The 26,794-nt window shown below is 68.6% G+C and carries 21 protein-coding genes; 14 read left to right on the plus strand and 7 right to left on the minus strand.

The genetic code is table 11. The annotated features are described in order from the left end of the window. Positions 1 to 42 precede the first annotated feature (42 nt). From imuA to FOZ76_RS18490, 3 genes are read left to right on the plus strand one after another with little or no spacing between them, the layout of a single operon-like run. Complete coding sequence (imuA, locus tag FOZ76_RS18480) at positions 43 to 762, plus strand: translesion DNA synthesis-associated protein ImuA (RefSeq protein ID WP_143949761.1); 720 nt, start codon at positions 43 to 45, stop codon at positions 760 to 762. Beyond that, entirely contained in the window at positions 704 to 2,296 is a 1,593-nt protein-coding gene (locus FOZ76_RS18485) for a Y-family DNA polymerase (protein WP_246129623.1), read from the plus strand. Before imuA ends, FOZ76_RS18485 begins: the two co-directional genes overlap by 59 nt. Further along, positions 2,293 to 5,691 (plus strand): error-prone DNA polymerase, encoded by a 3,399-nt coding sequence (locus FOZ76_RS18490; protein WP_143949762.1) that lies wholly within the window; start codon positions 2,293 to 2,295, stop codon positions 5,689 to 5,691. The genes FOZ76_RS18485 and FOZ76_RS18490 overlap by 4 nt, the downstream gene beginning before the upstream one ends. A 51-nt stretch (positions 5,692 to 5,742) precedes the next feature. Here FOZ76_RS18490 and FOZ76_RS18495 read toward each other — a convergent pair whose 3' ends face one another. Further along, positions 5,743 to 6,480: a sulfurtransferase gene (locus FOZ76_RS18495; protein WP_143949763.1), complete on the minus strand. Its 738-nt coding sequence runs from the start codon at positions 6,478 to 6,480 to the stop codon at positions 5,743 to 5,745. A 211-nt stretch (positions 6,481 to 6,691) separates the two neighbouring features. On the opposite strand from FOZ76_RS18495, the gene FOZ76_RS18500 reads away from it, so the two are divergent. The 3 genes from FOZ76_RS18500 to FOZ76_RS18510 all read left to right on the plus strand — a co-directional run bounded on the left by FOZ76_RS18500 (position 6,692) and on the right by FOZ76_RS18510 (position 11,133). Further along, a complete protein-coding gene (locus tag FOZ76_RS18500) occupies positions 6,692 to 7,507 on the plus strand; it encodes a class I SAM-dependent methyltransferase (protein WP_143949764.1) in 816 nt (271 codons plus the stop codon). Positions 7,508 to 7,598: 91 nt separating this feature from the next. Next, a complete protein-coding gene (locus FOZ76_RS18505; RefSeq protein ID WP_143949765.1) occupies positions 7,599 to 9,065 on the plus strand; it encodes a YdgA family protein in 1,467 nt (488 codons plus the stop codon). An 82-nt stretch (positions 9,066 to 9,147) separates the two neighbouring features. Beyond that, entirely contained in the window at positions 9,148 to 11,133 is a 1,986-nt protein-coding gene (locus tag FOZ76_RS18510; protein WP_143949766.1) for a BCCT family transporter, read from the plus strand. 41 nt (positions 11,134 to 11,174) lie between these two features. Here the strand turns inward: FOZ76_RS18510 and FOZ76_RS18515 are convergent, their stop codons facing one another. From FOZ76_RS18515 to FOZ76_RS18530, 4 genes are all read right to left on the minus strand, one after another. After that, positions 11,175 to 11,969, minus strand: coding sequence for an IclR family transcriptional regulator (locus FOZ76_RS18515; RefSeq protein WP_143949767.1), 795 nt, complete (start codon positions 11,967 to 11,969; stop codon positions 11,175 to 11,177). 58 nt (positions 11,970 to 12,027) lie between these two features. Then, positions 12,028 to 12,909, minus strand: coding sequence for a TauD/TfdA dioxygenase family protein (locus FOZ76_RS18520; RefSeq protein WP_143949768.1), 882 nt, complete (start codon positions 12,907 to 12,909; stop codon positions 12,028 to 12,030). Between the two features lie 19 nt (positions 12,910 to 12,928). Further along, complete coding sequence (locus tag FOZ76_RS18525; RefSeq protein WP_143949769.1) at positions 12,929 to 13,888, minus strand: Bug family tripartite tricarboxylate transporter substrate binding protein; 960 nt, start codon at positions 13,886 to 13,888, stop codon at positions 12,929 to 12,931. 191 nt (positions 13,889 to 14,079) lie between these two features. Then, entirely contained in the window at positions 14,080 to 15,012 is a 933-nt protein-coding gene (locus FOZ76_RS18530) for an AEC family transporter (protein WP_143949770.1), read from the minus strand. 186 nt (positions 15,013 to 15,198) lie between these two features. Between FOZ76_RS18530 and FOZ76_RS18535 the strand changes: the two genes are divergently transcribed. Continuing rightward, positions 15,199 to 16,581, plus strand: a complete 1,383-nt coding sequence (locus tag FOZ76_RS18535) for an MFS transporter (protein WP_143949771.1) — start codon at positions 15,199 to 15,201, stop codon at positions 16,579 to 16,581. A gap of 4 nt (positions 16,582 to 16,585) precedes the next feature. Beyond that, complete coding sequence (locus FOZ76_RS18540; RefSeq protein ID WP_143949772.1) at positions 16,586 to 16,969, plus strand: RNA-binding S4 domain-containing protein; 384 nt, start codon at positions 16,586 to 16,588, stop codon at positions 16,967 to 16,969. A 17-nt stretch (positions 16,970 to 16,986) separates the two neighbouring features. On the opposite strand, the gene FOZ76_RS18545 is transcribed toward FOZ76_RS18540, so the two are convergent. Next, complete coding sequence (locus FOZ76_RS18545) at positions 16,987 to 17,730, minus strand: TSUP family transporter (RefSeq protein ID WP_143949773.1); 744 nt, start codon at positions 17,728 to 17,730, stop codon at positions 16,987 to 16,989. A gap of 82 nt (positions 17,731 to 17,812) precedes the next feature. Between FOZ76_RS18545 and FOZ76_RS18550 the strand changes: the two genes are divergently transcribed. Both FOZ76_RS18550 and upp read left to right on the plus strand, forming a co-directional pair. After that, on the plus strand, positions 17,813 to 18,469 hold the full coding sequence (locus FOZ76_RS18550) for a carbonic anhydrase (protein ID WP_143949774.1): 657 nt from the start codon (positions 17,813 to 17,815) through the stop codon (positions 18,467 to 18,469). A gap of 29 nt (positions 18,470 to 18,498) precedes the next feature. Beyond that, complete coding sequence (gene upp / locus FOZ76_RS18555; protein ID WP_143949775.1) at positions 18,499 to 19,137, plus strand: uracil phosphoribosyltransferase; 639 nt, start codon at positions 18,499 to 18,501, stop codon at positions 19,135 to 19,137. Between the two features lie 30 nt (positions 19,138 to 19,167). On the opposite strand, the gene FOZ76_RS18560 is transcribed toward upp, so the two are convergent. Further along, positions 19,168 to 20,004, minus strand: a complete 837-nt coding sequence (locus FOZ76_RS18560; protein WP_143949776.1) for a M23 family metallopeptidase — start codon at positions 20,002 to 20,004, stop codon at positions 19,168 to 19,170. A gap of 203 nt (positions 20,005 to 20,207) precedes the next feature. Between FOZ76_RS18560 and FOZ76_RS18565 the strand changes: the two genes are divergently transcribed. The 4 genes from FOZ76_RS18565 (at position 20,208) to FOZ76_RS18580 (ending at position 26,738) form a co-directional block, all read left to right on the plus strand. After that, positions 20,208 to 20,699 carry a CinA family protein gene (locus FOZ76_RS18565; RefSeq protein WP_143949777.1) on the plus strand — a complete coding sequence of 164 codons (492 nt, stop codon included), beginning with the start codon at positions 20,208 to 20,210 and terminating at the stop codon, positions 20,697 to 20,699. A 91-nt stretch (positions 20,700 to 20,790) separates the two neighbouring features. Then, positions 20,791 to 21,633 carry an ammonia-dependent NAD(+) synthetase gene (gene nadE, locus FOZ76_RS18570; RefSeq protein WP_143949778.1) on the plus strand — a complete coding sequence of 281 codons (843 nt, stop codon included), beginning with the start codon at positions 20,791 to 20,793 and terminating at the stop codon, positions 21,631 to 21,633. 185 nt (positions 21,634 to 21,818) lie between these two features. Continuing rightward, positions 21,819 to 24,161: a DUF4214 domain-containing protein gene (locus tag FOZ76_RS18575; RefSeq protein WP_143949779.1), complete on the plus strand. Its 2,343-nt coding sequence runs from the start codon at positions 21,819 to 21,821 to the stop codon at positions 24,159 to 24,161. A gap of 261 nt (positions 24,162 to 24,422) precedes the next feature. After that, entirely contained in the window at positions 24,423 to 26,738 is a 2,316-nt protein-coding gene (locus FOZ76_RS18580; RefSeq protein WP_143949780.1) for a DUF4214 domain-containing protein, read from the plus strand. Positions 26,739 to 26,794 lie beyond the last annotated feature (56 nt).

Here is a 26,794-nt window from a genome sequence, read left to right on the forward strand (position 1 = left end):
TGTCGAATACTGTATATTCATACAGTATCATCGAGGCCGTCCATGTCGTCCCTTTCTTCTTCTCCGCCCTTGCCGCATCCCGGTGTCTGGCGTGCTTCCGAACTGAGCACGGCCGCGGGGCGTTGCATCCCGACCGGGCATGCTGCCTTGTCGGCCGAGCTGCCGGGCGGAGGCTGGCCTTGCGGCGCGCTCACCGAACTGCTGCTCGATGCCTGCGGCCTGGGCGAGCTCCAGTTGCTGCGGCCGGCCCTGGCGAGCCTGTCGAGCCGCCGCCGGGTGGCCCTGGTGCAGCCACCCGCCATCCCCAACCGCGATGCCTGGCTCGCCTGGGGGCTGGACCCGTCCCGCCTGCTGTGGGTCCAGCCGGAGCACCTCAACGATGCCCTGTGGTGCGCCGAGCAGATATTGCGCAACGGCAGTTGCGCAGCGCTGCTGTGCTGGCTGCCCCAGGTGCCGGGCGCCGCCCTGCGTCGCCTGCATGGGGCTGCACAGGAGACGGATACCTTGTTCGTCGCATTCCGGCCGCTGGGGGCGGCCCAGCGCGCGTCCGCCGCCGTATTGCGGCTTGCGCTGCATCCCGCGCCGGGTGGCGTGGCCGTGCGGGTCGTCAAGCGACGGGGTCCGCCGCGCGATCTACCCATTTTCGTTCCCTTGCATGCGCCCGCGCCTGTGGCGCCGCTGCTGCCTGTCACGCTTTTGCCCCATGGCACTCTGGATCTGTCTGCACCCGTGGCGTCTGAGCCTGGACGTATTGTGTTCTGACGCGCCGTCCGCACCCCACTTCGTGGCGGCTGCCGTGGCGGGCCAGGATGTGCGCGCGTCGCGCGGGCCCGGGGCGGCGCATTGCGCGCCATCCGCTGCCGGCACGCCGGCGGCGGGCGTCGGCACGCTGATACAGGACGCGGCCGGCGTGGCCGTGGTCGAAGACGAGCGCGTGATCGCGGTGAACGCTGCCGCGGCCCGGCGCGGCGTGACGCCCGGCATGCGCCGCAACGGCGTCCTGGCCATCGCCCCGGGCGTCCTGCTGCTGCCGCGCGATCCTGGCCGGGAGGCCGCCGCCGTGGACAGCATTGCCCAGGCGATGCTGCGCTACACACCGCAGGTGGCCCTGGCCGAGCACCATGCCGTCCTGCTGGACGTGACGGCCAGCCTGCGCATGTTCGGCGGGCCGCTGGCCTTGTCGCGCAAGGTTCGGCGGACATTGCAGGCGTTGGGCCATGCGGGCGGGCTGGGCATGGCCCCGACCGCCGACGGCGCATGGCTGCTGGCGCAGGCCAGGCAGGGGCAGCGGCGGGTGTTGCGGCCGGCGCGGCTGGCGCCGGTGCTCGACCGGCTGCCGTGGCGGGCCTTGCCCGAGGCGCAGGCGCACGCCGACTGGCTGGCCGACATCGGCTGCCGTACGCTGGGTGGCCTGCGTCGGCTGCCGCGCGGCAGTTTGCAGCGGCGCGTCGGGCCCGCGCTGGGCCGCCGGCTGGATCAGGCCTACGGCCGGCAGGCGAGCGCCTGGCGCTGGGTGGAGCCGCCGTTGCGCTTCGATCGCAAGATCGAACTGGCCGAGCGTATCGATCACGCGGAGGCCGCCTGGCATGCGGTCGAGCGGCTCGTCCAGCCGCTGTGTGGCTGGCTGGCGGCACGCCAGCGCGCGCTGGCCGCCTTTGCGATCCACCTGCACCATGAGCGTGGCCGCCATGCGCGCCCGGCTTCGACGCTGTCCCTGCGGCTGGGCGAGCCGGCCTCGCAGCCCGAGCATCTGGTCCGCCTGGTGCGCGAACGACTGGCCCGCCTGGTCCTGCCCGCGCCCGTGATCGCAGTCCAGCTTGCCGATTGCGAGACGGTGCCGCTCGACGGGCAAAGCGCGGGCCTGTTCCGCGAGCCTGGCGGCACGCCGTCCGAGCACCGGCGGCTGCTCGAACTGCTGGCCGCCCGCATCGGCCGCGAACGCCTGCAACAGCCGGGCGTGCTGGCCGATTACCGGCCTGAACGCGCGAATACATGGGAGCCCGCCGAGTTCGACCCGCCACAGCGGCCATTGCCCGCAGCCCCGCGCGGCGAGCGTCCCTTCTGGCTGCTGGCCGAACCCCAGCCGCTCGCCGCCACCGGCGATCGCCCGCTGCATGCCGGCGCTCCCCTACGCCTGCTGCAGGGCCCCGACCGCATCGAAGCCGCCTGGTGGGACGGCCCTCTCGCCGCCCGCGACTACTACATCGCCGAAGACCACCTCCACCGGCGCTGCTGGGTCTACCGCGAGCGCGGTCCCGAACCCGCCCCCTGGTTTCTGCAGGGGTGGTTTGCATGAGCCGCTTCGGACGGGAGGGCGCAGGCTCGCCGGCCGGGGTCGCGCCTCCCGGCCAGGAGGCCAGCGTAGCGGGCGGGCTGCCGCCTGTCCTCAATGCCTTGCTGCGCCGCCTGGGCGACGAGCGCGAGCTGCCCGACTACGCCGAGTTGCAATGCCGCAGCAACTATTCCTTTCTCGACGGCGCCTCGCATCCCGAGGAACTGGTCGCGCGCGCCCGCGAGCTGGGCTACCGGGCGATCGCGTTGACCGACGAGTGCTCGGTGGCCGGTGTGGTCAAGGCCCATGTCGCGATGCTGGAGGAAAACGAGACGGCCGGACAGCGATGCGAGCCCTTGATCCAGTTCGTCGTGGGCAGCAGCTTCCGTCTGCATGGCGAGCCGGAGAGTGCGCCGCTCGAACTGGTGGCGCTCTGCCAGGATCGCGAGGGTTACGGCAACCTGGTCGAACTCATCACGCTGGCCCGTTCACGCGCCGTCAAGGGGGAGTACCGCATCGAGCGTCGGGATTTCACCGACCCGCCGGCCGGGGCCAGCGACCTGAGCGGCCTGCCGAATTGTCTGGTCATTCTCCCGCTGCCCTACGGCGCGACGGATGCCGTCCTGGACGAGCAGGTCACCTGGGCGAGCGCGGTCTTCGGCGAACGCCTGTGGCTGGGGCTTTGCCTGCTCAATCGGCCCAGGGACGCCGAGCACCGGGCCCGGGTGCTCGCGGCCGGCGCGCGGCACCGGGTGCCGGTGGTGGCCGTGGGCGACGTGCGCATGCACAGGCGTTCGTGCAAGCCGCTGCTCGATACGCTGGCTGCGATCCGGCTGGGGCAGCCGGTCCAGGCCTGCGGGTATGCGCTGGCGCAGAATGCCGAGCAACACCTGCGCGCGCGCGATCGCCTGGAGATGCTGTACCCCCCGGAGACCTTGGCCGAGTCGGTGCGCATGGCGCGGATGTGCGATTTCGACCTGAAACGCGACCTGAGCTACAACTACCCGGAGGAGATCGTGCCGGCAGGCTATTCGCCCGCCGAGTATTTGTGCGAACAAGCCTATCTGGGCGCTGCCGAGAAGTTTCCACAAGGCGTACCGCCCGCCATCGCCTATTGCATCGAGTACGAGCTGTCGCTGATCGCCGAGCTGCGCTACGAGGCCTATTTCCTCACCGTGTACGACCTCGTCAGGGAGGCACGCCGCCGCGGCATCCTGTGCCAGGGCCGAGGCTCGGCGGCGAATTCGGTGGTGTGCTACTGCCTGGGCGTGACGGCGGCCGACCCGCTGGACACCGTGCCGCTCTTCGAGCGCTTCATCAGCAAGGAGCGCAACGAGCCGCCCGACATCGACGTCGATTTCGAGCATCAGCGCCGCGAAGAGGTGATCCAGTACATCTACCAGAAGTACGGCCGGAACCGGGCGGCGCTGGCGGCGGTGGTCATCACCTATCGCTCGCGCGGGGCCCTGCGGGATGTCGGCAAGGCGCTGGGCGTGGATGCCGCCGTGATCGACGCGGTGGCCAAGGGGCAGCAGTGGTGGGACGGCCGCTCGGCGCTGCTCGAACGCATGGCCGAGGCAGGGGTGGACGACACCTCGCCCATCGCTCATCTGTGGGCCGAGCTGGTCCTGCGCATCCACGGCTTTCCGCGCCACCTGTCGCAGCATCCGGGCGGCTTCGTGATCTCGCGCGACCAGCTCTCGCGCATCGTGCCCATCGAGAACGCCGCCATGCCCGATCGCAGCGTGGTGCAGTGGGACAAGGACGACCTGGACGCGGCCGGCCTGCTCAAGGTCGACGTGCTGGCGCTAGGCATGCTGACGGTGCTGCGCCGCGCGCTGGCCTTCGTGTCGGCGCAGCGCGGCGAGCCCTGGGCGCTGCATCACATTCCGCCGGACTGCATACCCACCTACGACATGATCTGCCGTGCCGACACCATGGGGACCTTCCAGATCGAATCGCGCGCGCAGATGAGCATGCTGCCGCGCTTGCGGCCCCGCGAATACTACGACCTGGTGATCCAGGTCGCGATCGTGCGGCCCGGGCCGATCCAGGGCGACATGGTGCATCCCTACCTGCGGCGCCGGCAGAAGCTCGAACGCTGGACCGTGCCGGTGGCCAAGGACATGCCCGGCAAGCCCAGGCCGCCCAGCCTGGAGTCGGCCCTCAAGCGCACCCTGGGCGTACCGATCTTCCAGGAGCAGGTGATGCAGATCGCCGTGATGGCGGGCGGATTCTCTCCCGGCAAGGCCGACAAACTGCGCCGCTCGATGGCGGCATGGCGCCGCAAGGGTGGGCTGGAAGGCTTTCACGACGAGCTGATCGCCGGCATGGTCGGCAACGGCTACGAACGCGAGTTCGCCGACGCCATCTTCCGCCAGATGCAGGGTTTCGGCGAATACGGCTTTCCCGAATCCCATGCGGCGAGCTTTGCCCTGCTGGCCTATGCCAGCGCCTGGTTGAAGCACCATCATCCGCAGGCCTTCCTGGCCGCGCTGCTGAACAGCCAGCCCATGGGGTTCTACAGCCCGTCGCAATTGGTGCAGGATGCCCGCCGTCATGGCGTGCGGGTATTGCCGGTGGACGTGCGGTACAGCGGCTGGGAGGCGGCCTTGGTGCGCTTCGATGCGCCGGACGACCCTTGCGGCCAGCCGCTGTCGGCGGCGGTGCCGATGGTGCCCGACGATCCCTGCGCCCTGCGCCGCGTCGGTGTGCGCCTGGGACTGAACCAGATCAAGAGCCTGGGCGAGGCGGCCGCCCTGCGCATCGAGGCGGCCCGCCTGCGCGACGGCGCTTTTCGCAGCGTGGCGGATCTGGCCCTGCGCGCCCAGCTCAGCCGGCACGACGTACAGGCGCTGGCCGCGGCCGACGCCTTGCGCGGCCTGGCCGGGCATCGCCGCGCTGCGGCGTGGCAGGCGGCCGACGCGGTGGTCCAGCTCGACCTGCTCGCCGAAGCCGAGGGCGCCGTCGTCGAGCCCGCGCCGGTGCTGCGCGCGCCGTCCGAAGCGCAGGAGATCGTGGCCGACTACCGTGCGCTGCGCCTGACCCTGGGGCGCCATCCCCTGGCGCTGCTGCGCGAGCGCCTGCGCGGGCGCGGCTACCTGAGCAGCGCCGAACTGCTCGACACGCCCAATGGGCGGCGGGTATGGGGCTGCGGCATCGTGGTCGGCCGCCAGCGGCCCGGCACGGCCAAGGGCACGGTGTTCGTCACCCTGGAGGACGAAACCGGGCCGTTGAACGTGATCGTCTGGCCCAAGGTGCTCGAGACGCAGCGCCGGGCCTTGCTGGGTTCACGGCTGATGGGGGTGCAGGGGGAGTGGCAGCAGAAGGAGGGCGTGAGCCATCTGATCGCCCGGCGCCTGGTCGATCTGACGGCCTGGCTGGGGCAACTGGAGACCTCGAGCCGCGACTTCCATTAGCCGCCGCCGTGCACGAAGCCGCAGGCTGCGCGGACAGGCGCGGCCGGGCCGTCAGGCCGCGACTGGCGCCAGCGACTTGTCCAGCGCGATGCGCTCGTCGAACACGAAGCAGGCGCCGCGATAGCCCGCGCCATCGGTCTCTTCGAAATACTTGAGGATGCCGCCATCGAGTTGCAGCACGTTCTCGATGCCGGCCTCGGCCATGTAGATCGCGGCCTTCTCGCAACGTATGCCGCCGGTGCAGAAGGTCACCACCGTCTTGTCGCGCAGGGCGTCGCGCCGGGCGAGCACGGCGGCCGGGAACTCGGTGAACTTGCCGATGCGAAAGTCCAGGGCGTTCTCGAACGTGCCGGTGTCGGCCTCGAAGGCGTTGCGCGTGTCGAGCAGCACCACCTCGCGCCCGTCGTCGTCCCGGCCGGTGTCCAGCCAGCGCCGCAGCGTGCGCGGGGCGAGCGCCGGCGCCCGGCCGGCCACGGGACGGATCGCCGGGTGGTCCATCCGGATGATCTCGCGCTTGATGCGCACGCGCAGGCGGCGAAACGGCACTGTGGCGGATTCGCTGTACTTCGCGTCCAGGCTTGCGAAGCGGGCGTCCTCGCCCAGGGCGCCCAGAAAGGCCTCGATGCCCGTCATGGCACCCGCCAGGAACAGGTTGATGCCTTCGGGCGCGAGCAGCACGGTACCGGACAGGCCCTGAGCGTGGGCGAGCTCGTACAGGCGTTCGCGCAGCGCGGGCAGGTCGTCGAGCGCGACGAAGCGGTAGGCGGCAATGTTAGTGATGGCGGGCATGGCGCGCAGGAAAGCATCGGCCCGAGCGGCGGCGGGCGAGGGCGGCATGATAGCAGGCGGACCGGCAACCACCCGCCGGATTACGCAGCCCCGCGGCCGGGGGTGGTGGCTCGTGGCAACCGGCTGTTACCATGATGGCCGTCCGCCGTCCGCCGTCCGCCGTCCGCCTCGCCTCGGTTTCCTATCGCATCCCTTCTTTCAACGTCGCTTCGTGAGTTCCTCTCCCATCTTCCGTCGTATCGCCGCCTTGCAGCGAGGCCTGCCCTGGGGGCGGGTGCTCGACGCGGGCACGGGCGTGCATTCTCTGCGCTGGGTGAGCGGGCTGCAGACCGAGGCATGGACGGCGGTGACCGCCTCCGAGGGCATGGCGCGCCAAGTGCGCACCGCCGTGCGGCGGGCCATGCGGACACAGGATCGCATCGTGGAGGGCGACTGGACCGACCCCGGGCTGCTGGCCGGCGAGACCTTCGACACGGTGCTTGCCGATTATCTGCTCGGCGCGGTGGACGGCTTTGCTCCGTACTTCCAGTCCAGGCTTTTCGAACGCCTGCGTCCGCTCGTCGGGCGGCGGCTCTACGTGGTCGGCCTGCAGCCCTACGTGCCCGGCTTCCCGCAGGACGAGGCCGGCCGCATGGTCGTGGAGATGGGACGCGCGCGCGATGCCTGCCTGCTGCTCGCGGGCGAGCGCACCTATCGGGAATATCCGCTGGACTGGGTGCTGCGCGCGCTGGCGCAAGCCGGTTTTCGCGTCATCGGGCACGATCGCTTCCCGATCCGCTACGGGCGCACCTACATCGACGCCCAGATCGACATGTGCGAGGCGCGCCTGCCCCGGCTGGTCGACGCCGGGCTCGCCGCCTCCATGCAGGCCTACCTGCACGCGTTGCGCGAGCGCGCCCATGCCCTGCATGACCGGCTGGGCGGGCTGGCGCACGGCTTTGACTACGTGGCGGCGGCCGAGCCCCTGCCGCTGCCGCCCAGCGATGCGTGCGTGCAACAAAAAGATCAGGTCTGCAACTTGCTGTAGCGTATGAGAGGCCTGAACTTTCTATCTTCCTATAATTCCTGGCCGAGCCGGCCGTATGGCCGGCAGCGACATTTGGATTCACTCATAAAACATGAAGAAAGCAGCAAAAGCGGTCGTGGGCGTTCTCGTCGTCGCAGGCATCGCCTGGGCGGGCACATCCTGGTATGTGGGCAAGCGCGTGGAGCAGGAACTGCGCGACTACGTATCCAGCCTGCAATCGCAGCCCTTGCCGTGGGATCTGGCCGTCACCGGCTATGACCGCGGCTGGTTCAGTTCGGACGTGCGCATGTCGCTGACCGTGCGCGACTTCCCCGTGCCAGGAGTGCTCGCGCCGGGCGACGTCGTGCCGATACACGCGCACGTGCAGCACGGGCCGTTTCCGCTGTCGCGCCTGACGTCGGGGCGATTCGGTCCCGTGCTGGCCGCCATGCACACGCAACTGGAGAACTCGGGCGCGGCCGCTGCGTGGTTCTCGTCGGCCAAGGGCCAGCCGCCGCTGCAGGATCGCTCCGCCCTCACGTTCGCAGGCGACATCACCGGCCAGGCCACGTTCGCGCCGCTCGCGCTCGAGGACGACGGCACAGCCGTCACGTTCGATGGCGGCACCATCGACTACCAGGCCTCGGGCGACGCCGCCCGCGTGCTCGCCGACGCCAAGCTGGGCAACATCCGCATCAAGTCCGCCGCCGCGCTCGGCGTGGCGGACGACGTGCCCGCCGACATGATGATCGAGGACACGAGCTTCGATGTCGACTACGAGAAGGGCAAGTTCGACATCTACCTGGGCAAGGCCCATGTGCGCCTGGGCCGGATCACGCTCGAATCCGTCGACGAAGAGGGCCAGCCGCTCTCCATCGTGCTGCAGGACTACGTGCTCGACACCCAGGTCGGCGAGGACGAGCAGAACCTGAACGCCCGCGTCGACTACAGCATCGGCGGCATGCGCCTGATGGGCATGGACCTCGGGCAGATGGCGGCCACCATGCGCGTCGGCAGCCTGAACGGCGAAGCCATGCGCGGCATCGTGAGCCGCTATCGCGAAATCGAGCCGGAACTGCTGGCCGAGGCGCAGGCCATGGACCCCCAGAGCGGCAAGTTCCCGCCGAAACTGAGCGCCTTCCTGGAGGAAAGCCTGAACGCACTGCTGCCCGGCAAGCCTTCCTTCGGCCTGGACCCGGCGCGCTGGACGCTGCCCGGCGGCGAGAGCAGCGTGCGCCTGAACGTCACCTTGCGTGAAGCGCCCGAGGCGGGGGATGCCCCGGATCCGCTGCAACAGGTGCAGTCGCTGGACGGCTCGCTGGTCATCTCGCGCGGCATGGTGCTCGACCTCATCAAGACGGCGTCGGCGTCCGGGGGCGCGCCAGCCGCGACGCTCGAACAGCAGCAGGCCGAGGCTGAAAGCACCTACGCCTTCCTGCGCCAGATGGCGCTCTCCACGGGCTACCTGGTGCAGGAGGGCGAGAATCTCGTCATGCGCGTTTCCTATACCGATGGGCAACTGCGCCTCAATGGCGAGCAATCCGGCCTCGAGGAGCTGCTGAGCGCACTGCAGAGGTAAAGCGTGTCCCCGGGCCGGTCTCGATACGGGACGCCGGCCCGGGCGCTGTTCACGACCGTATCGCAACAAGCTGGAGCCGCACATGAGCACGCCCACCGACGACAGCGGTCGAAAGCCGCGGATCAGCATCAATCCCCCCGTGTTTTATGGATCGGCCGGCCTCCTGCTCCTGCTGGTCCTGTATGTGGCGATGTTCGAGGCACAGGCGCAGAGCCTGTTCTCCAGCGTGCAGGACTGGATCATCCACAACGTCGGTTGGTTCTACGTGCTGGCGGTGGCGGTGATCCTGCTCATCACCGTGTTCTGCATGATCAGTCGCTACGGCGACATCAAGCTCGGCCCCGACGACAGCTCGCCGGACTACAGCAATTCGACCTGGTTCGCGATGCTGTTCTGCGCGGGCATGGGCATCGGCCTGATGTTCTTCGGCGTGGCCGAGCCCTTGATGCACATGATCGATCCGCCGTTCGGCGAGCCGTATTCGGCGCTGGCCGCGCGCGAGGCGATCAAGATCACCTTCTTCCATTGGGGTCTGCACGCCTGGGCGATCTATGCCATCGTGGCGCTGATTCTGGCCTATTTCGCCTACCGGCACGGCCTGCCGCTCACGCTGCGTTCGGCGCTGTATCCGCTGATCGGCGAGCGCATCTACGGGCCCATCGGCCATGCGGCGGACATCTTCGCCGTTTTGGGCACGGTCATCGGCATCGCGACCTCGCTGGGTTTCGGCGTGCTGCAGATCAACAGCGGCTTCAACCACCTGTTCGGGCTGGCGGTGACGCCGGGCGTGCAGGTGATCCTCATCATCGTGACGATGGGGATGGCCACGCTGTCCGTGGTGAGCGGCCTGGACAAGGGCATTCGCCGCCTGTCCGAGCTGAACATGGTGCTCGCGGTCGCGCTGATGCTGTTCGTGCTCCTGCTCGGGCCCACCGTGTTCCTGATCCAGGCCTTCGTGCAGAACACCGGCGCCTACCTGTCGGAGATCGTCGGCAAGACCTTCAACCTCTACGCCTACGACCAGACCGACTGGCTGGGCGGCTGGACGCTGTTCTACTGGGGGTGGTGGCTGTCGTGGTCGCCCTTCGTCGGCATGTTCATCGCGCGCATTTCCCGCGGCCGCACGATTCGCGAGTTCGTCGCCGGCGTCATCTTCATGCCCACGGCCTTCACTTTCCTGTGGATGACCGTGTTCGGGGATTCGGCCATCGACATGGTGCTCAACCAGGGCTTCTCGCGCCTGGCGGACGTTACCCAGGCCGACAACTCGCTCGCACTGTTCGTCTTCCTGGAGCAGTTCCCGTTCGCCCGTGTGCTGTCGGGGGTCGCCGTGGCCATGGTCATCGTGTTCTTCGTGACCTCGGCCGACTCGGGCGCGCTGGTGGTCGACATGCTCGCATCCGGCGGCAACGACAACGCGCCGGTATGGCAGCGCATCTTCTGGGCCGCCTTCATTGCGCTGATCGCCATCGTCCTGCTGCTCTCGGACGGGCTGGGCGCGCTGCAGACCGCCACCATCGCGAGCGCGCTACCCTACGGGATCGTGCTGCTGGCCGCCATCTGGGGGCTGCTCAAGGCCTTGCAACTGGACGTCACCAAGCGGGCTACGCGCGGGCTCACCAAACTCGCTCCCCGCGTGCCCGGCGCCAACGAGGACTGGCGCCACCGCCTGCGCAACCTCATGACCTTCCCGCGCCGCTCGCACGTGCAGCGCTTTCTCTCCGACGTGGTGGCGCCCGCCTGCCAGGACGTGGCCGGGGAGCTGCGCAAGCAGGGCAGCGAGGTCAACGTCACGGTCGAACCCGAGAGCGTGCGCCTGGAAGTGCTGCACGGCGCCGAGGTGGACTTCATCTACGAGGTCGCGCCCAAGGCCTACGCGCAGCCGGCGTTCGCCCTGGTGGGCATGGGCGGCGACGATCGCGAGGAGCGCAAGTACTTCCGCGCCGAAGTCTCGTTGAAGGAAGGCGGCCAGAACTACGACATCATGGGCTGGAGCCGCGCCGGCGTGATCAGCGACATTCTCGACCAGTACGAGAAGCACCTGCACTTTCTGCATCTGGTGCGTTGAGGCATGCCCTGCGCCCCCGCGGCGCAGGGCGGCTTTCGCCTTCAGGCGAGCGACGTCTTGCCGATCTTCTCGACGATGGCGGCGCGGCAGGCCACCAGCCGCGGTCCGATGCGTTGCAGCATGGTGTCGCGGTCGAACACGAACGACGGCCCGCCGCAGTTGAAGGCGTAGCGCGTGCCGTGCGGCCCGGTGAAGCCGATGGCGATGGAGTTCACGTGCGGATGCCATTCGCCGAACGACGCGCAGTAGCCCGTCCGATCGGCTTCCTGCAGCGCGGCCTCCACGCCCGAACCCCAGCGCGCCCACTCGTCGGCGGCGGCGATGCGGGCACTCTCCAGCAACTGGCGGCGTTCGTCCGGCGCAAGCTCGTGCAGATAGGCGCGGCCGATCGCCGAGGTGCACACGTTCAGGCGCGCGCCGATGTCCAGGCGCGAGAAGATCATGCCCGTGTCGGGCCGGATGGTGTCGATCAGCACCATGTCGAAGCGGTCGCGCACGCCCAGGTGCACCGTGGCGCCGGAGAACTCGGCGAGTTCGACCAGATACGGGCGGATGCGCGCGCGCACGTCGAAATGTCGCAGGTAGGCGCTGCCCAGGTCGAGCGCGCCGGCCCCCAGCGAGTAGCGCTCGCCGTCATGCTCCTGCAGCAGCATGTGGTGGCTGACCAGCGTGCCGAGCAGGCGGGTCATGGTGGTCTTGGGGATGCCGGTGAGGCGGGACAGCTCGGTGTGGCCCAAGGGGCCGCGGTGGCTGGCTACGGTCTGCAGCACGACGAGGCCGCGCGCCAGGGCGGTGACCTCGTCGGTGGCTTCGGGGCGGGGCTGCGGTGTGCTCATGGTGCGAATGTCGTCCGGCAGTGTCGCGTCGGCCTCGCATGGTACACCGCCACCTTCGTCATGCCGCCTGCCGCACCTCGACCGGATACGCGCGATCGAGCGTCGTCGAACGGCGCAGCTCGCGCCGCTGCGAGAAGTCGTAGCGCCGGCCGCGGTGCAGCGTGCAGCGATTGTCCCAGATCACCAGGTCGCCCGGCTGCCAGGCATGCTCGTACACGAACTCGCGCTGCGTGGCGTGCTCGAGCAGGTCGGACAGCAGCAGGCGGCCTTCGGGCACGGTCATCCCTTCCACCTGTGCTGCGTGCGCGCCGATGAAAAGGTGCCTGCGCCCGGAGCCGTCGTGCGTGCGCACGATGGGCCACAACACGCGCGGCAGCGCAGCGGCCTTCTCGGCGGAATAGCCGGTGTCGCCCAGCATGACGCGCGAATGCAGGACGAAGTGCTCGGCCAGCAGGCCGTCGATTTCCTGCTTGAGATCGTCGCTCAGGCCGTCGTAGGCGGCGCGCATGTCGGCGAATTCGGTGGTGCCGCCCTTGGGCGGGACCACCACCGCATGCAGCATCGAGTAGCGCGCGGGCGGGTTCTGGAACGAACTGTCGCTGTGCCAGAGCTGGTTGGCCACGTTGTTCACGATGCGGTAGTGCGTGCGACCGGCCAGCTCGCCGTCTTCCGCGACGTTGGAGATGTCGGCGAGTTCCCGGTGCTTCAGGCGCGTATGGGTGTTCGAGACGCGCTTGAAGCCGAGGTCGAGCTCGCCGAAGGCGCGCGTGAAGTCGATCTGCTCGTCCTGGGTGAGCGGTTGGCCGCGGAACACGAGCACGGCGTACCGGTTCATCGCGGCGTCGACGGCATCGACCAGTTCGCGCGTGGGGTGGCGCAGGTCCGCCCCGTCGACGCTGGCGCCGAAGTGCGGATGCAGGGGGGTGAAGGTCAGGGGCATGTGCGTCTCCGAAGGTAGGTCAGTCCAGCCGGATGCCGCTTGCGCGCGCGACTTCCGTCCAGCGTTGAATGTCCTGCCGGATGAAGTCGTTCCACTCGGCGGGTGAGGAGCCGACCGGCGTGACGCCGAGTTCGGCCAGCTTGCTGCGCACCTCGGGCTGGGCCAGCACGCCGGCCACGTCGCGCTGCAGGGTCGCGATGGTGGCTTCGGGCGTGGCCGCCGGCGCGACCAGGCCGATGGTGCTGTAGATCTCGAAGCCGGGCAGGGTTTCCGCGATCGTGGGGGTGTCGGGCATTTCCGGATCGCGGGCGCCGGCGGTCACGGCCAGCAGCTTCAGCTTGCCCGCCTGAACGTGGGGCCGCACCGAATGCACGATGTCGAACATGAGGTCGACACGGCCGCCGATCAGGTCGGTGAGGGCGGGGCCGCTGCCGTTGTAGGGCACGTGCACGATTTCCGCACCGGCGGCGCGCTTGAACATCTCACCCGCGAGGTGGGTCGCGGTACCCGGGCCCGGCGTGGCGTAGGTCAGTTGGCCCTGATGGGCCTGGGCGTAGCGCACCAGGCCCGGCACGTCGTCGAAGGGGGCGTCGGCCGGGGCCACCAGCGCCATGTTGGCGCGCGCCACCTGGGTGATGCCGGTCAGCTCGCGCAGCGTGTCGTAGGGCATCTTGCTGCGGATCGCCGGGTTGATGGTGTAGGCGCTGATGACGATGCCGAAGGTGTGTCCGTCGGCGGGCGCCTTGGCTACGGTAGCCGCGCCGATCATGGTGCCCGCGCCCGGCTTGTTCTCGACCACGACCGGCTGCTGCCAGGTGCGGTCCAGCCCCTGCGCGAGGATGCGGGCGATGACATCGGTCGGGCCGCCGGCGGGGAACGGCACGATGAAACGCGTTTCGTGCGTGGGAAAGCTGGCGGCGTGGGCGCCGACGCTACAGGCGGCCAGGGTGCCGGCCAGAACATGTCTCCAAGTCCACATGAAGGTCTCCTCTTTCTATTTCGGGACTAAGTCCCATTTTATGATTGAAAGAAGACAAGTCAAGCGGTGCGAAGCAGAGCGCGATTCTACGTAATGCGCCGGGGATTTGCGGTTTATCGGAGATTGGGTAGCGAAGGGGTGACGGGTGCCAGTCCGGGCGTGATTCTCGAAAAACGGAACTAGATTCCTTATTAGCGAGGAATCACGGCGACCAACGCCGAAATCGTCACGACCGACAGCACGGTCGAGATCAGGATCACCCGCGACGCCGTGGCGGCGCTGCGCCCGTGCATGCTGGCGAGCATGAAGGGGCCGGTGCCGGTGGGCAGGGCCATCATGAGCAGGGCGGTGGCGGCCCATACCGGCGGCATGTCGAACACCCACCAGGCGAGCGCGGCGGCGATGGCGGGCTGCAGCAGCAGCTTGAGGCCGACCGCGTGCACGACGGCCAGGCGCTCGTGCGACTGGGCCGGGCGGGCGAGGAACATGCCGATGGCCACCAGCGCGCAGGGGCTGGCGGCGTTCGCGAGCAGCTCGCCCAGGCGAGCCACGCCGGTGGGCAGGGGCGCGCCCAGCGCGCCGTAGGCGCAGCCCAGCACAGGGGCGGCGATCAGCGGGTTGCGTGCGAGGCTGCCCAGGGTGTGGCCGATCGCGCACCAGGCCTGTCCCGACGGCTGGCTGGCGATCTCCACCACGGCGATCACGATGGCGAACTGCAGCCCCGCAGTCATCAGGGTGGCGATGATGGCGGGCGGCAGGCTCTCCGGGCCCAGGACGGCCAGGCACAGCGGGATGCCCATGAACCCGGCGTTGGCGTAGCTCGCGGACAGGGCCTGGATGGCGCGATCGGCCAGCGGCGGGCGCGGGCGCGGCTCGAGCATCAGGCTGGCGACGAAGGTCAGGCCGATGCTGAGCGCGAGCGTAGCCACGTAGCCGCCCTGGCGCAGGTCGGCCCATTCGATGCGGGCCATGGCAAGGAACAGCAGGGCGGGCAGCGCAAGGTAGATGACGAAGCGATTGAGCACGTCCATGCCGTGCGCGCCGAGCCAGTCGCGCCGCGCACAGATGTAGCCGATGAGGATCAGGGCAAAGACGGGAAGCGCCGCGGAAAGGGCGGTTTGCATGCGCGCTGGCGATGGGGCGGGGCTGGGCAAGCCAGGCATGATAGCGGGTGCCGCCACGGGATGGGGTATCCTTGCTGGAAACCGTGGAGCCGCGACCGCCCCTGCCGGGGCGCCGATCCCGGGGCGTCGATGTCGATACGCCCCGGCCCACCGGGCCGCCGCGCCCACGGACAAGCTGCGCTTCCGATGTCCGATCCCGCCTCGTCCTCCGCCACCCCGCCCGCACTCGGCCTGCCCGCGCCGCGCCGCTACTGGGCGGTCGCCGTCCAACTCATCGGCATCATCGTCGCCGTCCTGGACAACTCCATCGTCAACGTGGCGCTGCCCACCATCGCCGCCGGCCTCGACGCCTCGCCGGCCGAGGCGGTGCGCCTGACCAACGTCTACAACCTGACGCTGCTGGTGATGCTGCTGCCGCTTGCCGCGCTGGGCGAGCGCATCGGCTTTCGGCGGGTGTTCGGCGCCGGCCTGGTGCTGTTCGCCTTCGGCGCGCTCGCCTGCGCGTTGTCGCGCTCGATCGAGATGCTGACAGTCGCGCGCGTGGTACAGGGCTTGGCCTCGGCGGCCCTGATGTCCATGATGGGCGGTCTCATGCGGCATATCTACCCGCCGGCGAAGTTCGGCCGCGGCATCGGCTTGAACGCCATGGTGGTTGCCCTGAGCGGGGCCATGGGGCCCACCATGAGTTCGCTGATCCTGTCCGTGGCCGACTGGCCGTGGCTGTTCGGCGTGACCATCCCGTTTGCGCTCGTCGCGCTCGCGGGCGTGCGGCAACTGCCCGAATCGCGCCGCAATCCGGGCCGGCTCGACTGGTTCGGCGCACTGCACAGCGCCTGCGTGCTGGTGCTGATCGTGCTGGGTATCGAGCGCCTGCCGGTGGCGCCTTGGCCGTCGGTGGGGATGATCGCGCTGGGCGTCGTCCTGGCGGTCTGGCTGGTGCGCCGCTCGGCCCAGCAGACCGCGCCGCTGGTGCCGGTCGACCTGTTCCGTTTTTCGGCGTTCTCCTATGCGGTGTCCGCGTCGCTGTGCCTGTTCGGCGCGCAGATGGCCGCCTTCGTGGCGCTGCCCTTCTATTTCCAGGCTGCCTTCGGGCGCGACCAGATCGCGGTGGGCTTTCTGATGACCGCCTGGCCCATCGCAGGCGGCATCATGGCGCCGATTGCCGGCCGCCTGGCGGATCGGTTCTCCGCCGCGCTGCTGTCCGGGATCGGCGCATGCGGCATGACGTGCGGGATGCTGACGCTGGCGGCACTGCCGGCGGATTCGGGCAACGGCTGGCTGCTGTTCGGCCTGGCATTGGGCGGCGTGGGTTTCGGGTTTTTCCAGTCGCCCAACAACCGTGCCATGCTGACGGCGGTGCCGGTCATGCGCGCCGGCGCGGCGGGCGGCGTCCAGGCCACGACGCGCACGTTCGGCCAAAGCCTGGGCATCGCCCTGGTGGGCATCGCGCTGGCCCTCGGCGGGGCCCAGGGCGCGACCCTGGCCGTCGTGCTGTCGGCCGTCATGAGCAGCGCCGCCGTGGCGGTGAACATGGTGCGCGTGCGCGCCGAGCGCCGCGCCGCGGGGTAGCGATATGGAAGACAAACTGCGGGTGGACAAGTGGCTCTGGGCCGCGCGTTTCTTCAAGACGCGCAGCTTGGCGGTCGAGGCCATCAACAAGGGGCGGGTGCACGTGAACGGCCAGCAGGCCAAGCCCGCGCGCGATGTCGGCGCGGGCGATCTCATCGACGTGCGCCGGGGCGACCTCGACATGACGGTACGGGTACGCGCGGTGAGCAAGGTGCGCGGGCCCGCCCCGGTGGCGCGCGAACTCTACGACGAAACGCCGGAGAGCGTTGCCGCGCGCGAGAAGGCCGCCGAGACGCGGCGCCTGGCGCCGGAGCCGGCCGCGGACCTGGCCGAGGGCCGTCCGACCAAGCGCGACCGCCGCCTGATCGACCGCTGGCGCCAGAGCTGAGCGAGGCGGCCCGGGGATCAGAGGTAGGCGGCGACGCCCTGCGCCAGGCAGACGACGCCGATCGCCATGATGATGCGCCGCGTCCACCGCCGAAAGCCGACGTCGCTCATGCGCTCGAGCAGGGTACGGCTCAGGTGCGTGCCCCAGAAGGCGGCGGCGATGGCCAGCGGCAGCACCCAGAACTCGACCGTATCGCTGTGCCAGGCCCCGGCGAAGGCGGCGAAATACACCAGCTTGGTGGCGTGCGCCAAGGTCTGGCAGGCGGCCTTGGTGGCGACGACGTCGCGCCGGTCCATCCGGCTGCGCACGAAGAATACGTCGAGCAGCGGGCCGGATACCCCGGCCAGCATCTGCACGGCGCCGTTGAGCACGCCGCACACGAAGGCGCCGACCGGCCGGTCGGCCTGCGGAGCGTAGCGCGGCGGCACGGCCAGGGCGACGAAGGGCAGCAGGCCGAGCGAGATCAGCACCACCCCACGGTCGGGCACATAGCGCAGCAGCCCGAAGAGCCCCAGCGCGGCGAGCAGCCCGACGCTGTAGGCGCCGAGAATGGGCCAGGCGATGCGCTGGCGCCAGAGCAGGGCGCGACCGCCGTTGGCGGCCATCTGCGTGACCCCGTGCAGCACCATGGCGGCCGCCACCGGCATCGCGCCGACCAGCACCGCCATCAGGATCATGCCGCCCGCCATGCCGAACACGCCCGAAACCAGGGAGGTCGCCGCGATGACGGGCAAGAGCCATGCGAGCGTGAGTAGCGTCATGTCGGGGAGCGGGGGAAGGTGCGCAAAAACAGCAATAATACGGGCTATGGCCGGCCCTGCCGGCGCTTCGCAAGGCGCATCCATGTTTCCTGATCGACTCGTCAACGGCTACCAGGCCTTTCTGCAGGGCCGCTTTCCCGGCGAACGCGCGCGCTACAAGGCGCTCGGGGAGACGGGCCAGCAGCCCGAGGTCATGGTCATCGGCTGCTGTGATTCGCGCGTCTCGCCCGAGGCCATCTTCGACGCAGGCCCCGGCGAACTCTTCGTCGTGCGCAACGTGGCCAACCTGGTGCCGCCCTGCGAGGAGAACACCCAATCCCATCACGGCACCAGCGCGGCCATCGAGTTCGCCGTGCAGGCGCTGAAGGTCAAGCACATCGTGGTGCTGGGCCATGCGAGCTGCGGCGGCGTGCGCGCGGTCGCCGAGCACTCGGTGCCGCTGTCCCCGGGCGACTTCATCGGGCGCTGGATGTCCCAGGTGGCCCACGTGGCCGAGGGCCTGGGCGAGCCCGGGCCGGATTTCACCGCCCACCTGCGCCGGCTCGAACTGGCGGTGGTGGAGCACAGCCTGACGCAGCTCATGACATTCCCGTGCGTGCGCACCCTGGTCGAGCGCGGCAAGCTCACGCTGCATGGCGCCTATTTCGGTGTCGCCACCGGCCTGCTGTTGATCCGCGACCCCGAAACGGGCGAGTTCAAGCCCTGCGTCAGCGACGACGCGATTCCTGGCGACGCCTGAATCCCTCCCACTTTCCGCCTGTCCCCGCCATGCCCGTCCACGAAATCCGCCACCCCCTCATCCGCCACAAACTGGGCCTGATGCGTCAGGCAACGCTCAGCACCAAGAGCTTTCGCGAGCTGGCCCAGGAGATCGCCGCCCTGCTCACCTACGAGGCCGCCAAGGATCTGCCCCTGGAGCCCGCCATGGTCGACGGCTGGGCCGGGCCGACCCAGGTGGAGCGCCTGGCCGGCAAGAAGATCACCGTCGTGCCCATTCTGCGCGCCGGCATCGGCATGCTCGATGGCGTGCTCAGCCTGATCCCGGGCGCGCGCGTGAGCGTGGTCGGCATCGCGCGCGACGAGCAAACCCTGCAGGCGCAGACCTATCTGGAACGGCTGGTCGGCGAACTCGACCAGCGCCAGGCGCTCATCGTCGATCCGATGCTGGCCACGGGCGGTTCGATGGTCGCGACCATCGACCTGCTCAAGCAGGCCGGCTGCAAGGAGATCCGCGCGCTGGTACTGGTCGCCGCGCCCGAGGGCATCGCGCGGGTCACCGCCGCCCATCCCGATGTCGCCATCTACACCGCCTCGGTGGACGACGGGCTGAACGAGGATGGCTACATCATGCCGGGGCTGGGCGACGCCGGCGACCGGGTGTTCGGGACGAAGCAGAAGGGTGGGTGACCGAGGCGGGGAACGCCCCGCCCGCCGGCGTCAGGGCTTGAACGCGTCGATGAAGATCGCCGGATCGACGCGCACGTCGTTCAGGCTGACGTTCCAATGCAGGTGCGGGCCGGTCGCGCGTCCGGTGGCGCCGACCTTGCCGAGCAGGCCACCGCGCGGCACCTCGTCGCCCACCTTCACGTCGATGGCCGAGAGGTGGCAGAACATGCTGACCATGCCCTGGCCGTGGTCCACGAACACCGTCTTGCCGTTGAAGAAATAGTCGCCCACCAGGACCACCCTGCCGGCCGCCGGCGCCTTGACGGGCGTGCCCGCGGGAACGGCGAAATCCAGCCCGGAATGCGGGTTGCGCGGTTCGCCGTTGAAGAAGCGCTGCAGCCCGAAAGGGCTGGACAGCCGTCCGCCGTCGACCGGGCGGTCCAGGAACACGTTGCTGGGTGTGCCGGGCGTGAAGCGCCGATAGGCCGCCACCTGCTCGGCGAGCTCGCGCTCGATGCGCTTCAGGTCGTCGGGATTGGGGTTCACCTGCCGCTGGTTGGCGAGCTTGATGTGCTGCTCGACATAGCGCTTGGTGCCGACTTCGAAATCGACGCGCCGCGTCTGGCCCTGCGCCTGGACCTGCAGGCTCTGGGCGCCGGCCGCGGTACCCAGCGGAATGCCGACCACGGCGATCCAGCGCTGGCCGTCGCGCAGCACCATCACCGGGCGGTCCCGGTAGCTCGCGCGCGGCGCGGCCGCGGCCTCGCCCAGGTCGATCACCGCGACGCCGCCCGGAACCGGGCGGTCGAGCAGGCGCTGGATGAAAGTCTCGGCGCGCAGGGGCAGGGCGAGGCAAAGGCAGGCAAGCAACAGCAGAAGGCGGGACATGGCGGGCGTCGGGGGCGTGAAGCCGTCATTCTAGAGCCTGCCGGCGCTGCGCTCGCGCGCGTCAGGCCCCGGTGCTGCGCAGGCGAGGCGCGGCTGAGCCCGCACAGGCGGAACATCGCGTCGGCAGGGGTTGGGCGAGAACGCGGGCACGCCACGCGCTGCTAGCCCCGGTAGGGGCCACGCCGGCCATTGGAGGAACTGTCATGACAACAACGATCGACGAACTCGCCGAGTACATGCGCCGACGGGATTTGTTGCTGGTGACCGCGGAATCGTGCACCGCGGGTCTGATCGCCGCGCGCCTGGCCGACGTGCCGGGGGCCGGCGATCTGCTGGATTGCGCGTTCGTGACGTATTCGCCGCAGTCCAAGCAGCGCTGCCTGGGCGTGCCGGCGTCGGTGCTGAGCGAGCACAACCTCACCAGCGAAGTGGTGGCGCGCGCCATGGTCGAGGGCGCCATGCGGGCCAGCCGGGCCAACGTGGGCATCGCCGATACCGGCATGGCGAGCGCGGAAGACCCCGAGATCCCGCCAGGCACCCAGTGCCTGGCCTGGGCGTTCCGTGACGGCGGCGCCTTGCGGATCTACTCGGAAACGCGGCGCTTTCCGGGCGATCGCCAGGCCGTGCGCCGCGCGACCGCCGAATACGCTCTCATGCGCATTCCGTTCTACTATGAGCAAGACGGCGCCGCCTGAACGGCATCGCAGTCCGCGTACCGGCGGGCGGCGTCGGCGTTGATATATGCATTCGTCCATCGTCCATTCGTTCCCCTCAAGGAGTCCTTCCATGTCTGCCGAAGACCGCCTGGCCCTGCAGCGCGAGATCGCCGCCACGCTCGGTGTGACCGATACCTTCGATGCGGCGGCCGAGATCGAGCGCCGCGTTGTCTTTCTCGCGGATTACCTCACCAGGATGGGCCTGTCTTCCTACGTGCTGGGCATCAGCGGCGGCGTCGATTCGCTTACGGCCGGCTGCCTGGCCCAGCGGGCCGTCGAACGCATCCGGCAGCAGGGCGGCCAGGCCCGCTTCATCGCCATGCGCCTGCCGTACGGCACCCAGGCCGACGAGCACGAGGCCCAGGCCTCGCTGGCCGTGATCAAGCCGGACCAGGTCGTGACGGTCAACATCAAGCCTGCCGCCGACGCCATGATCGCCGCGGTCAAGACCGGAGACATTGCCTTTCGCGATGCCGCCCATGAAGACTTCACACTGGGCAACATCAAGGCGCGCCAACGCATGATCGCGCAGTACGCCGTCGCCGCCGCGCATCACGGGCTGGTCATCGGCACCGACCACGCCGCCGAGGCGCTCATGGGCTTCTACACCAAGTTCGGCGACGGCGCGGCCGACCTGCTCCCGCTCTCCGGCCTGAACAAGCGCCGCGTGCGCGCCTGCGCCAAAGACCTGGGCGCGCCCGACGAGCTGGTCTACAAGGTTCCGACCGCCGACCTGGAAACCCTGGCACCGCAAAAGCCCGACGAGGCCGCTTTCGGCATCACCTACGAGGAAATCGACGATTTCCTCGAAGGCAAGCCGGTGTCGGACACGTCCGCCGAGGTCATCCTGCGCACCTATCGCAATACCGCACACAAGCGGGCACTGCCGGTCGAACCGCCGCCGGCGTCGTGATTTCGCCCATTCGCGTGCGGCGGGCGCAAAAGTCGGCCCCAAGTTGGTGCGGTTTTTTGCACCCCGGGCAAACCGGGATGAAAATGTGACGGCCGTCACAGCAATGTCTGGTTACTCCTCCTAGTATCCGTGGGCTGCAGCCGGTAACAAATCGCTGCAGCTCAACCACTTGGAGTAACAATTACATGGCTATCACCATCCCCGAGGCGCGCGAAGCCGTCGCCGGCTTGTTCATTTCGTATCTGGGCCGTGCCCCGGAATACTCGGCCATGACGTACTACGTCGGCCGCCTGAACGACCTCGTCGCCGCACAGGAAGAGGAAGACGTCGAAGCCGCCGTCAAGGCGCTGTCCGCTGAAATCTACGCCACGGCGGGCGCCGTCGGCGAGATCCCGGCGGGCCCGAACGTCACCAGCGCGGAGCTGGTCGACTGGGTCTACCAGAACATCCTGGGCCGCGCCGCCGACACCGACGGCCGCGCCTACTGGATCTCCGAACTCGAAAGCGGCAACTTCGGTCCGCAAGACCTGGTCGCCACCGTCATCGCCGCCGTGCAAGGCCAGGGCGAAGGCCGTGACTTCGACTACTTCGGCAACCGCGTCGAAGTGGCCCTCGAGTTCGCCAAGTTCGAGAACTCGGGCCCCAACGTCCTGCCGACCCTGAAGTACGACGCCGCCCAGGTGCTGGTCGGCGTGACCGAAGATCCCGCGACCGTCGAAGCCGCCTACGACAAGCTGTACACGGCTGACAACGGTGGCGAGACCTTCCTGCTGACCCCGGGCGTCGACATCCTGACCGGCACCAGCGGCGACGACGTGTTCGTCGCCCTGCCGGTCGATGCCAGCGACAGCGCGACCGCCAAGGCCACGCTGACCGCCTTCGACGACCTCGACGGCGGCGCCGGCTGGGATACGCTGAACATCTACCACAACAACAACACGAATCGTGTGCTGGATTCGACGATCAGCATCTCCAATATCGAAGAGATCAACCTGATCAGCCTGAACGGCGGCAAGGCCTTCGCGACCGGCGGCGGCGTGATCGACGCCTCGCGCTTCGAAGGCGCCAAGGAAATCAACCAGATCGGCGCCCACCGCGAGATCATCAACCTCGCCGCCGACACCGTTGCCGGCTTCGTCGACCTGGAAGACGACGCTGCGCTGAGCGTCAAGGCCGCTGGCGCCTCCGCCACGGTCGGCCTGGGTGGCCTGGGGGGCGAGGTCGAGCTCGAAGTTTCCGGCGACAAGCTGAACTCGGTCACGCTGGTCGGCGAGCTGGCCGACGAAGACAGCTTCGTGACGCTGGATCTGGCCTATACCGCCGCCAAGGGCACGACCTCCATCGCACTGGATACCGCGTTCGAAACCGAACTCGTCGTCCGTGGCAGCAACGTCACCGGCGTCGACGCTTCGGCCTCGAGCGGCGACGTGACGGTGGCGTTCCGTGCGTCCGCCGAGAAGTTCAACAGCTTCACCGGCGGCGCCGGTGACGACACCGTGCTGTTCATGGCCGACCGCCAGATCAAGCTGACCGACACCCTGGATGGCGGCGAAGGCGTGAACACGCTCGCCCTGGTTCAGTCGACCTTCCAGACCGAGCACTACAACGCCATCGGTCAGGCCGAGAACTTCGACGCGCTGGCCGTGATCGCCGCCGGTGGTCAGGCCATCGAGCTCGACGCAGCCCAAGTTGCCGACTTCAAGGTCATCGGCCTGGGCGCCGCCTACGTCGAAGACGTGAGCGCCACCGTCAGCAATCTCGCCGCCGACCAGACCCTGGTCCTGATCGAGGACGAGGTCTATGGCTTCGAGATCGAAGGTCTGTCGGCCGTCATGCTCTCGAACGCCGCGGCCGATGTCAGCCTGGAACTCGACTTCCTGCTGGATGCCGACTTCGATCCGAAGGAGGACGTCGACCTGCAGGACGAAATGGATGCCGACTTCGACGGCTACGTCGCGTTGATCATCGATGACGAGGCTGTCGGCGCCAAGGGCGGCACCCTGACGGTCGGTGGCGAAGGCGGCCTGACGTACGCCAACGAGGAAGGCAAGTTCTCGACCATCGATGCCTCGGAACTAGTGGGCAGCTTCGCTGTCGCGCTGTCCGAGAAAGTGGCTGAAACGCTCCAGTTGGGCGACGATTCCGCCGACGCCGTGTTCGTGCTCGTCGCCGGCAGCCAGTTCGACGAAGAGGAGATCGAATCCAGCGCCTCCACCCTGGGCCAGATGGACACCATCGTCGGCTTCAACGTGGAGCAGGATGCCCTGTTCTTCGGCACCGGCTACGAGAGCATCCGTGAGATCACGCTGGCCGAGGACACCTCGTCCCTGAACCTCGCCTTCTCGCAGGCTGCCCAGCAGTATGGCGAAGACGACGAGCTGGTGCTGTTCGTCTACGACGGCAACACCTACATCTACGCCGACACGGTCAATCCCGACGCCGCGGCTTACGATGCGGGCGATTTCGCCGTCAAGCTGGTCGGCGAATACGAGGCCAGCGACATCGTGGTCCTGGTCGAGCAGATCTGATCGGTTGGATGTCCGGGCATCGCCGCACCTGAGTGCGGCTGATGCCCGACGATGAAGGAACGAGGCCCCTTTGCCTGACGGCGAGGGGCCTCTGCCGTTTCGGCCGTCATGACAACGCCGTGCTCGCGTTGTCCGCCGCGACGGTGTTCTACGAAATACGTAAATTTGTGACCGCCGTCACGGAAGCGCTGCGACGCCCCGCGTAGGATTGCCGGCGTCCACCCCTTGGTGGACACATTTCGCAACTGGAGCATTGCACCCATGGCAATCAGCATTCCCGAAGCCCGCGAGGCGGTCGCCGGCCTGTTCATTTCGTACCTGGGCCGCGCGCCCGAGTACGCCGCGATGAGCTACTACGTGGGCCGTCTGCAGGCCATCTTGGGGGGGCAGGAAGAGGAAGACACCGAATCGGCCGTGAAGGCGCTGTCGGCGGAGATCTATCAGACGGCAGGCCGGGTGGGCGAAATCCCCAGCGGCGCCAACGTCACCCACGGCGAACTGGTGGATTGGGTCTACCAGAACATTCTCGGCCGCGCGGCGGATGCCGAAGGCCGTGGCTACTGGATCTCGCAGCTCGAGAGCGGCAACTTCGGCCCGCAGGACCTCGTCGCGACGGTCATCGCCGCGGTACAGGGCCAAGGCGAAGGCCGGGACTTCGACTACTTCAGCAACCGTGTGGAAGTTGCCCTCGAGTTCGCCAAGTTCGGAAACTCCAACCCGAACGTGCTGGCCAAGCTGCCCTTCGATGCCGCGCAGGTCCTGGCCGGTGTGAACGAAGATTCCGCCACGGTGGATGCGGCGTTCGACAAGCTCTACGCAGCCAGGCATGGCGGCGAGACGGTCTACCTCACGCCGGGTGTGGATACGCTGGAGGGCACCAGCGGCGACGACACCTTCGTGTCGCTGCCGGTGAACCCGGCCACGGGCCAGGAAACGTCGACACTCACCGCGTTCGACAGCATCGACGGCGGCGCGGGCAAGGACACGCTGCAGATCCACTTCGTGCAAGGCACCAACGACACGCTGCCGGCCAATCTGGCCGTGCGCAATGTCGAAGTGATCCGCTTGGTCAGCGAGGACGGCAGCGGCTTCGGCGAGAGCATCGACGCCGCCAGGTTCGCCGGTGCCCAGGAAATCTGGCAGGTGGGCAGCGAGGCGACGATCTACAACGTGGGCGCGGGCATGACCGCCGGATTCGCCGGTTTCTCGGACGAGAACATCGATGTGTTCCTGGCCGACGGCGTCGGCACGGCCAATATCCGCCTGGAGGGCATCGGTCCGGACGACGCGTTCGATCCCGAGATCGACATCGATGTCGAGGGCAAGGCGCTCGGCACGGTCAACCTGTCGGGCACGGTCGTCGGCGACGATACCTATGTGCACCTGGACGCCTATGTCGGTACCAAGGTGCAGACGTTCACGCTGAATACCGAGATCGCCACACTACTGCACATCTATGGTTACGGCGACACCGACGCCGCCGTCAAGACGGTCGACGCCTCGGCTTCCAGCGGCGCGATCCTCTACGAAGTGGATGAATCGGTCAGTTCGGTGAAAACGGGTTCGGGCGACGATCTGGTGGTGTTCGACAGTGGCCGCGGCATCCGTGCCGGCGACACGGTGGATGCGGGCGAGGGCGAGAACGCCGTGGCTTTCCTGCAATCGACCTTCCAGACCGAGAACTACGACGCGATCAACAGCGGTCTGGCCAACGTGCAGACGCTGATCTTCGCCGGCGAGGACGTCGCTTTCGACGCCAGCAAGGTCGCGAACTACAAGACGCTGGTGGTTGCCGATGCCGAGGGCGACGGTTCGCAGGCCACGGTCTCGAACCTCGCCGCCGACCAGACCCTCGTGCTGGTGGAGAATGACGGCGTGGTCTTCGACCTGGACGCGGTTCAGGGCGTGCAATTGCTGAACGCCGCGGCCGACGTCAATGTCGAAGTGGCTTTCTCCAAGTTCAGCTACGTGTATCTGGCGTTCGGGGAAGACGGCGAGAGCCTGGGTGCGACCGGCGGCACGCTGGCCTTGACCGGCACGGCGTGGGCGCCCGAGATCTCGGTTTTCGCTCCCGGCGGCAACCTGTCGTTCTCCAACGAGAGCGGCAAGTTCTCGACCATCGACGCCAGCGCGCTCGAGGCCTCGCTGTACATCGGCGGCATGTCGTCGGCCGTGGCGGAAACCCTGATCCTCGGCGAGGGCGTGGACGCCATGATCCATCTGTCGGTGGGCACGGCGGCGGGCGAGAACAGCTCTTCCATCGGTGCGCTCGACGTGATCGAGGGCTATAACGCCGAAACCGGCCATCTCTGGGGCGTGAACGCCGTCGACACCCTCGTGCTCGACAGCTCGGTCGATTCCCTGCTCAAGGCCTACTCCGCGGCGGCTGTGTTCTACAACGCCGGCGAGTATGACGCCGAGGCCAACCAGGTCGTGCTGTTCGTCTACGGCGGCGATACCTACCTGTACGCCGACACCTACACGCCGGATGGTGCCGCGGCGGGTTACGACGCGCAGGATTTCGCCATCAAGCTGGTGGGCGAGTACAGCCAGGCGGACTTCGCCGAGCTGGGCTGATCGGCAGCCTCCCGCCCGGCGGCAGCGGCCGCATGCCTTTGTGGCGTGCGGCCGCT

Source organism: Verticiella sediminum, from assembly GCF_007558815.1.
Classification (GTDB): Bacteria; Pseudomonadota; Gammaproteobacteria; order Burkholderiales; family Burkholderiaceae_B; genus Verticiella; species Verticiella sediminum.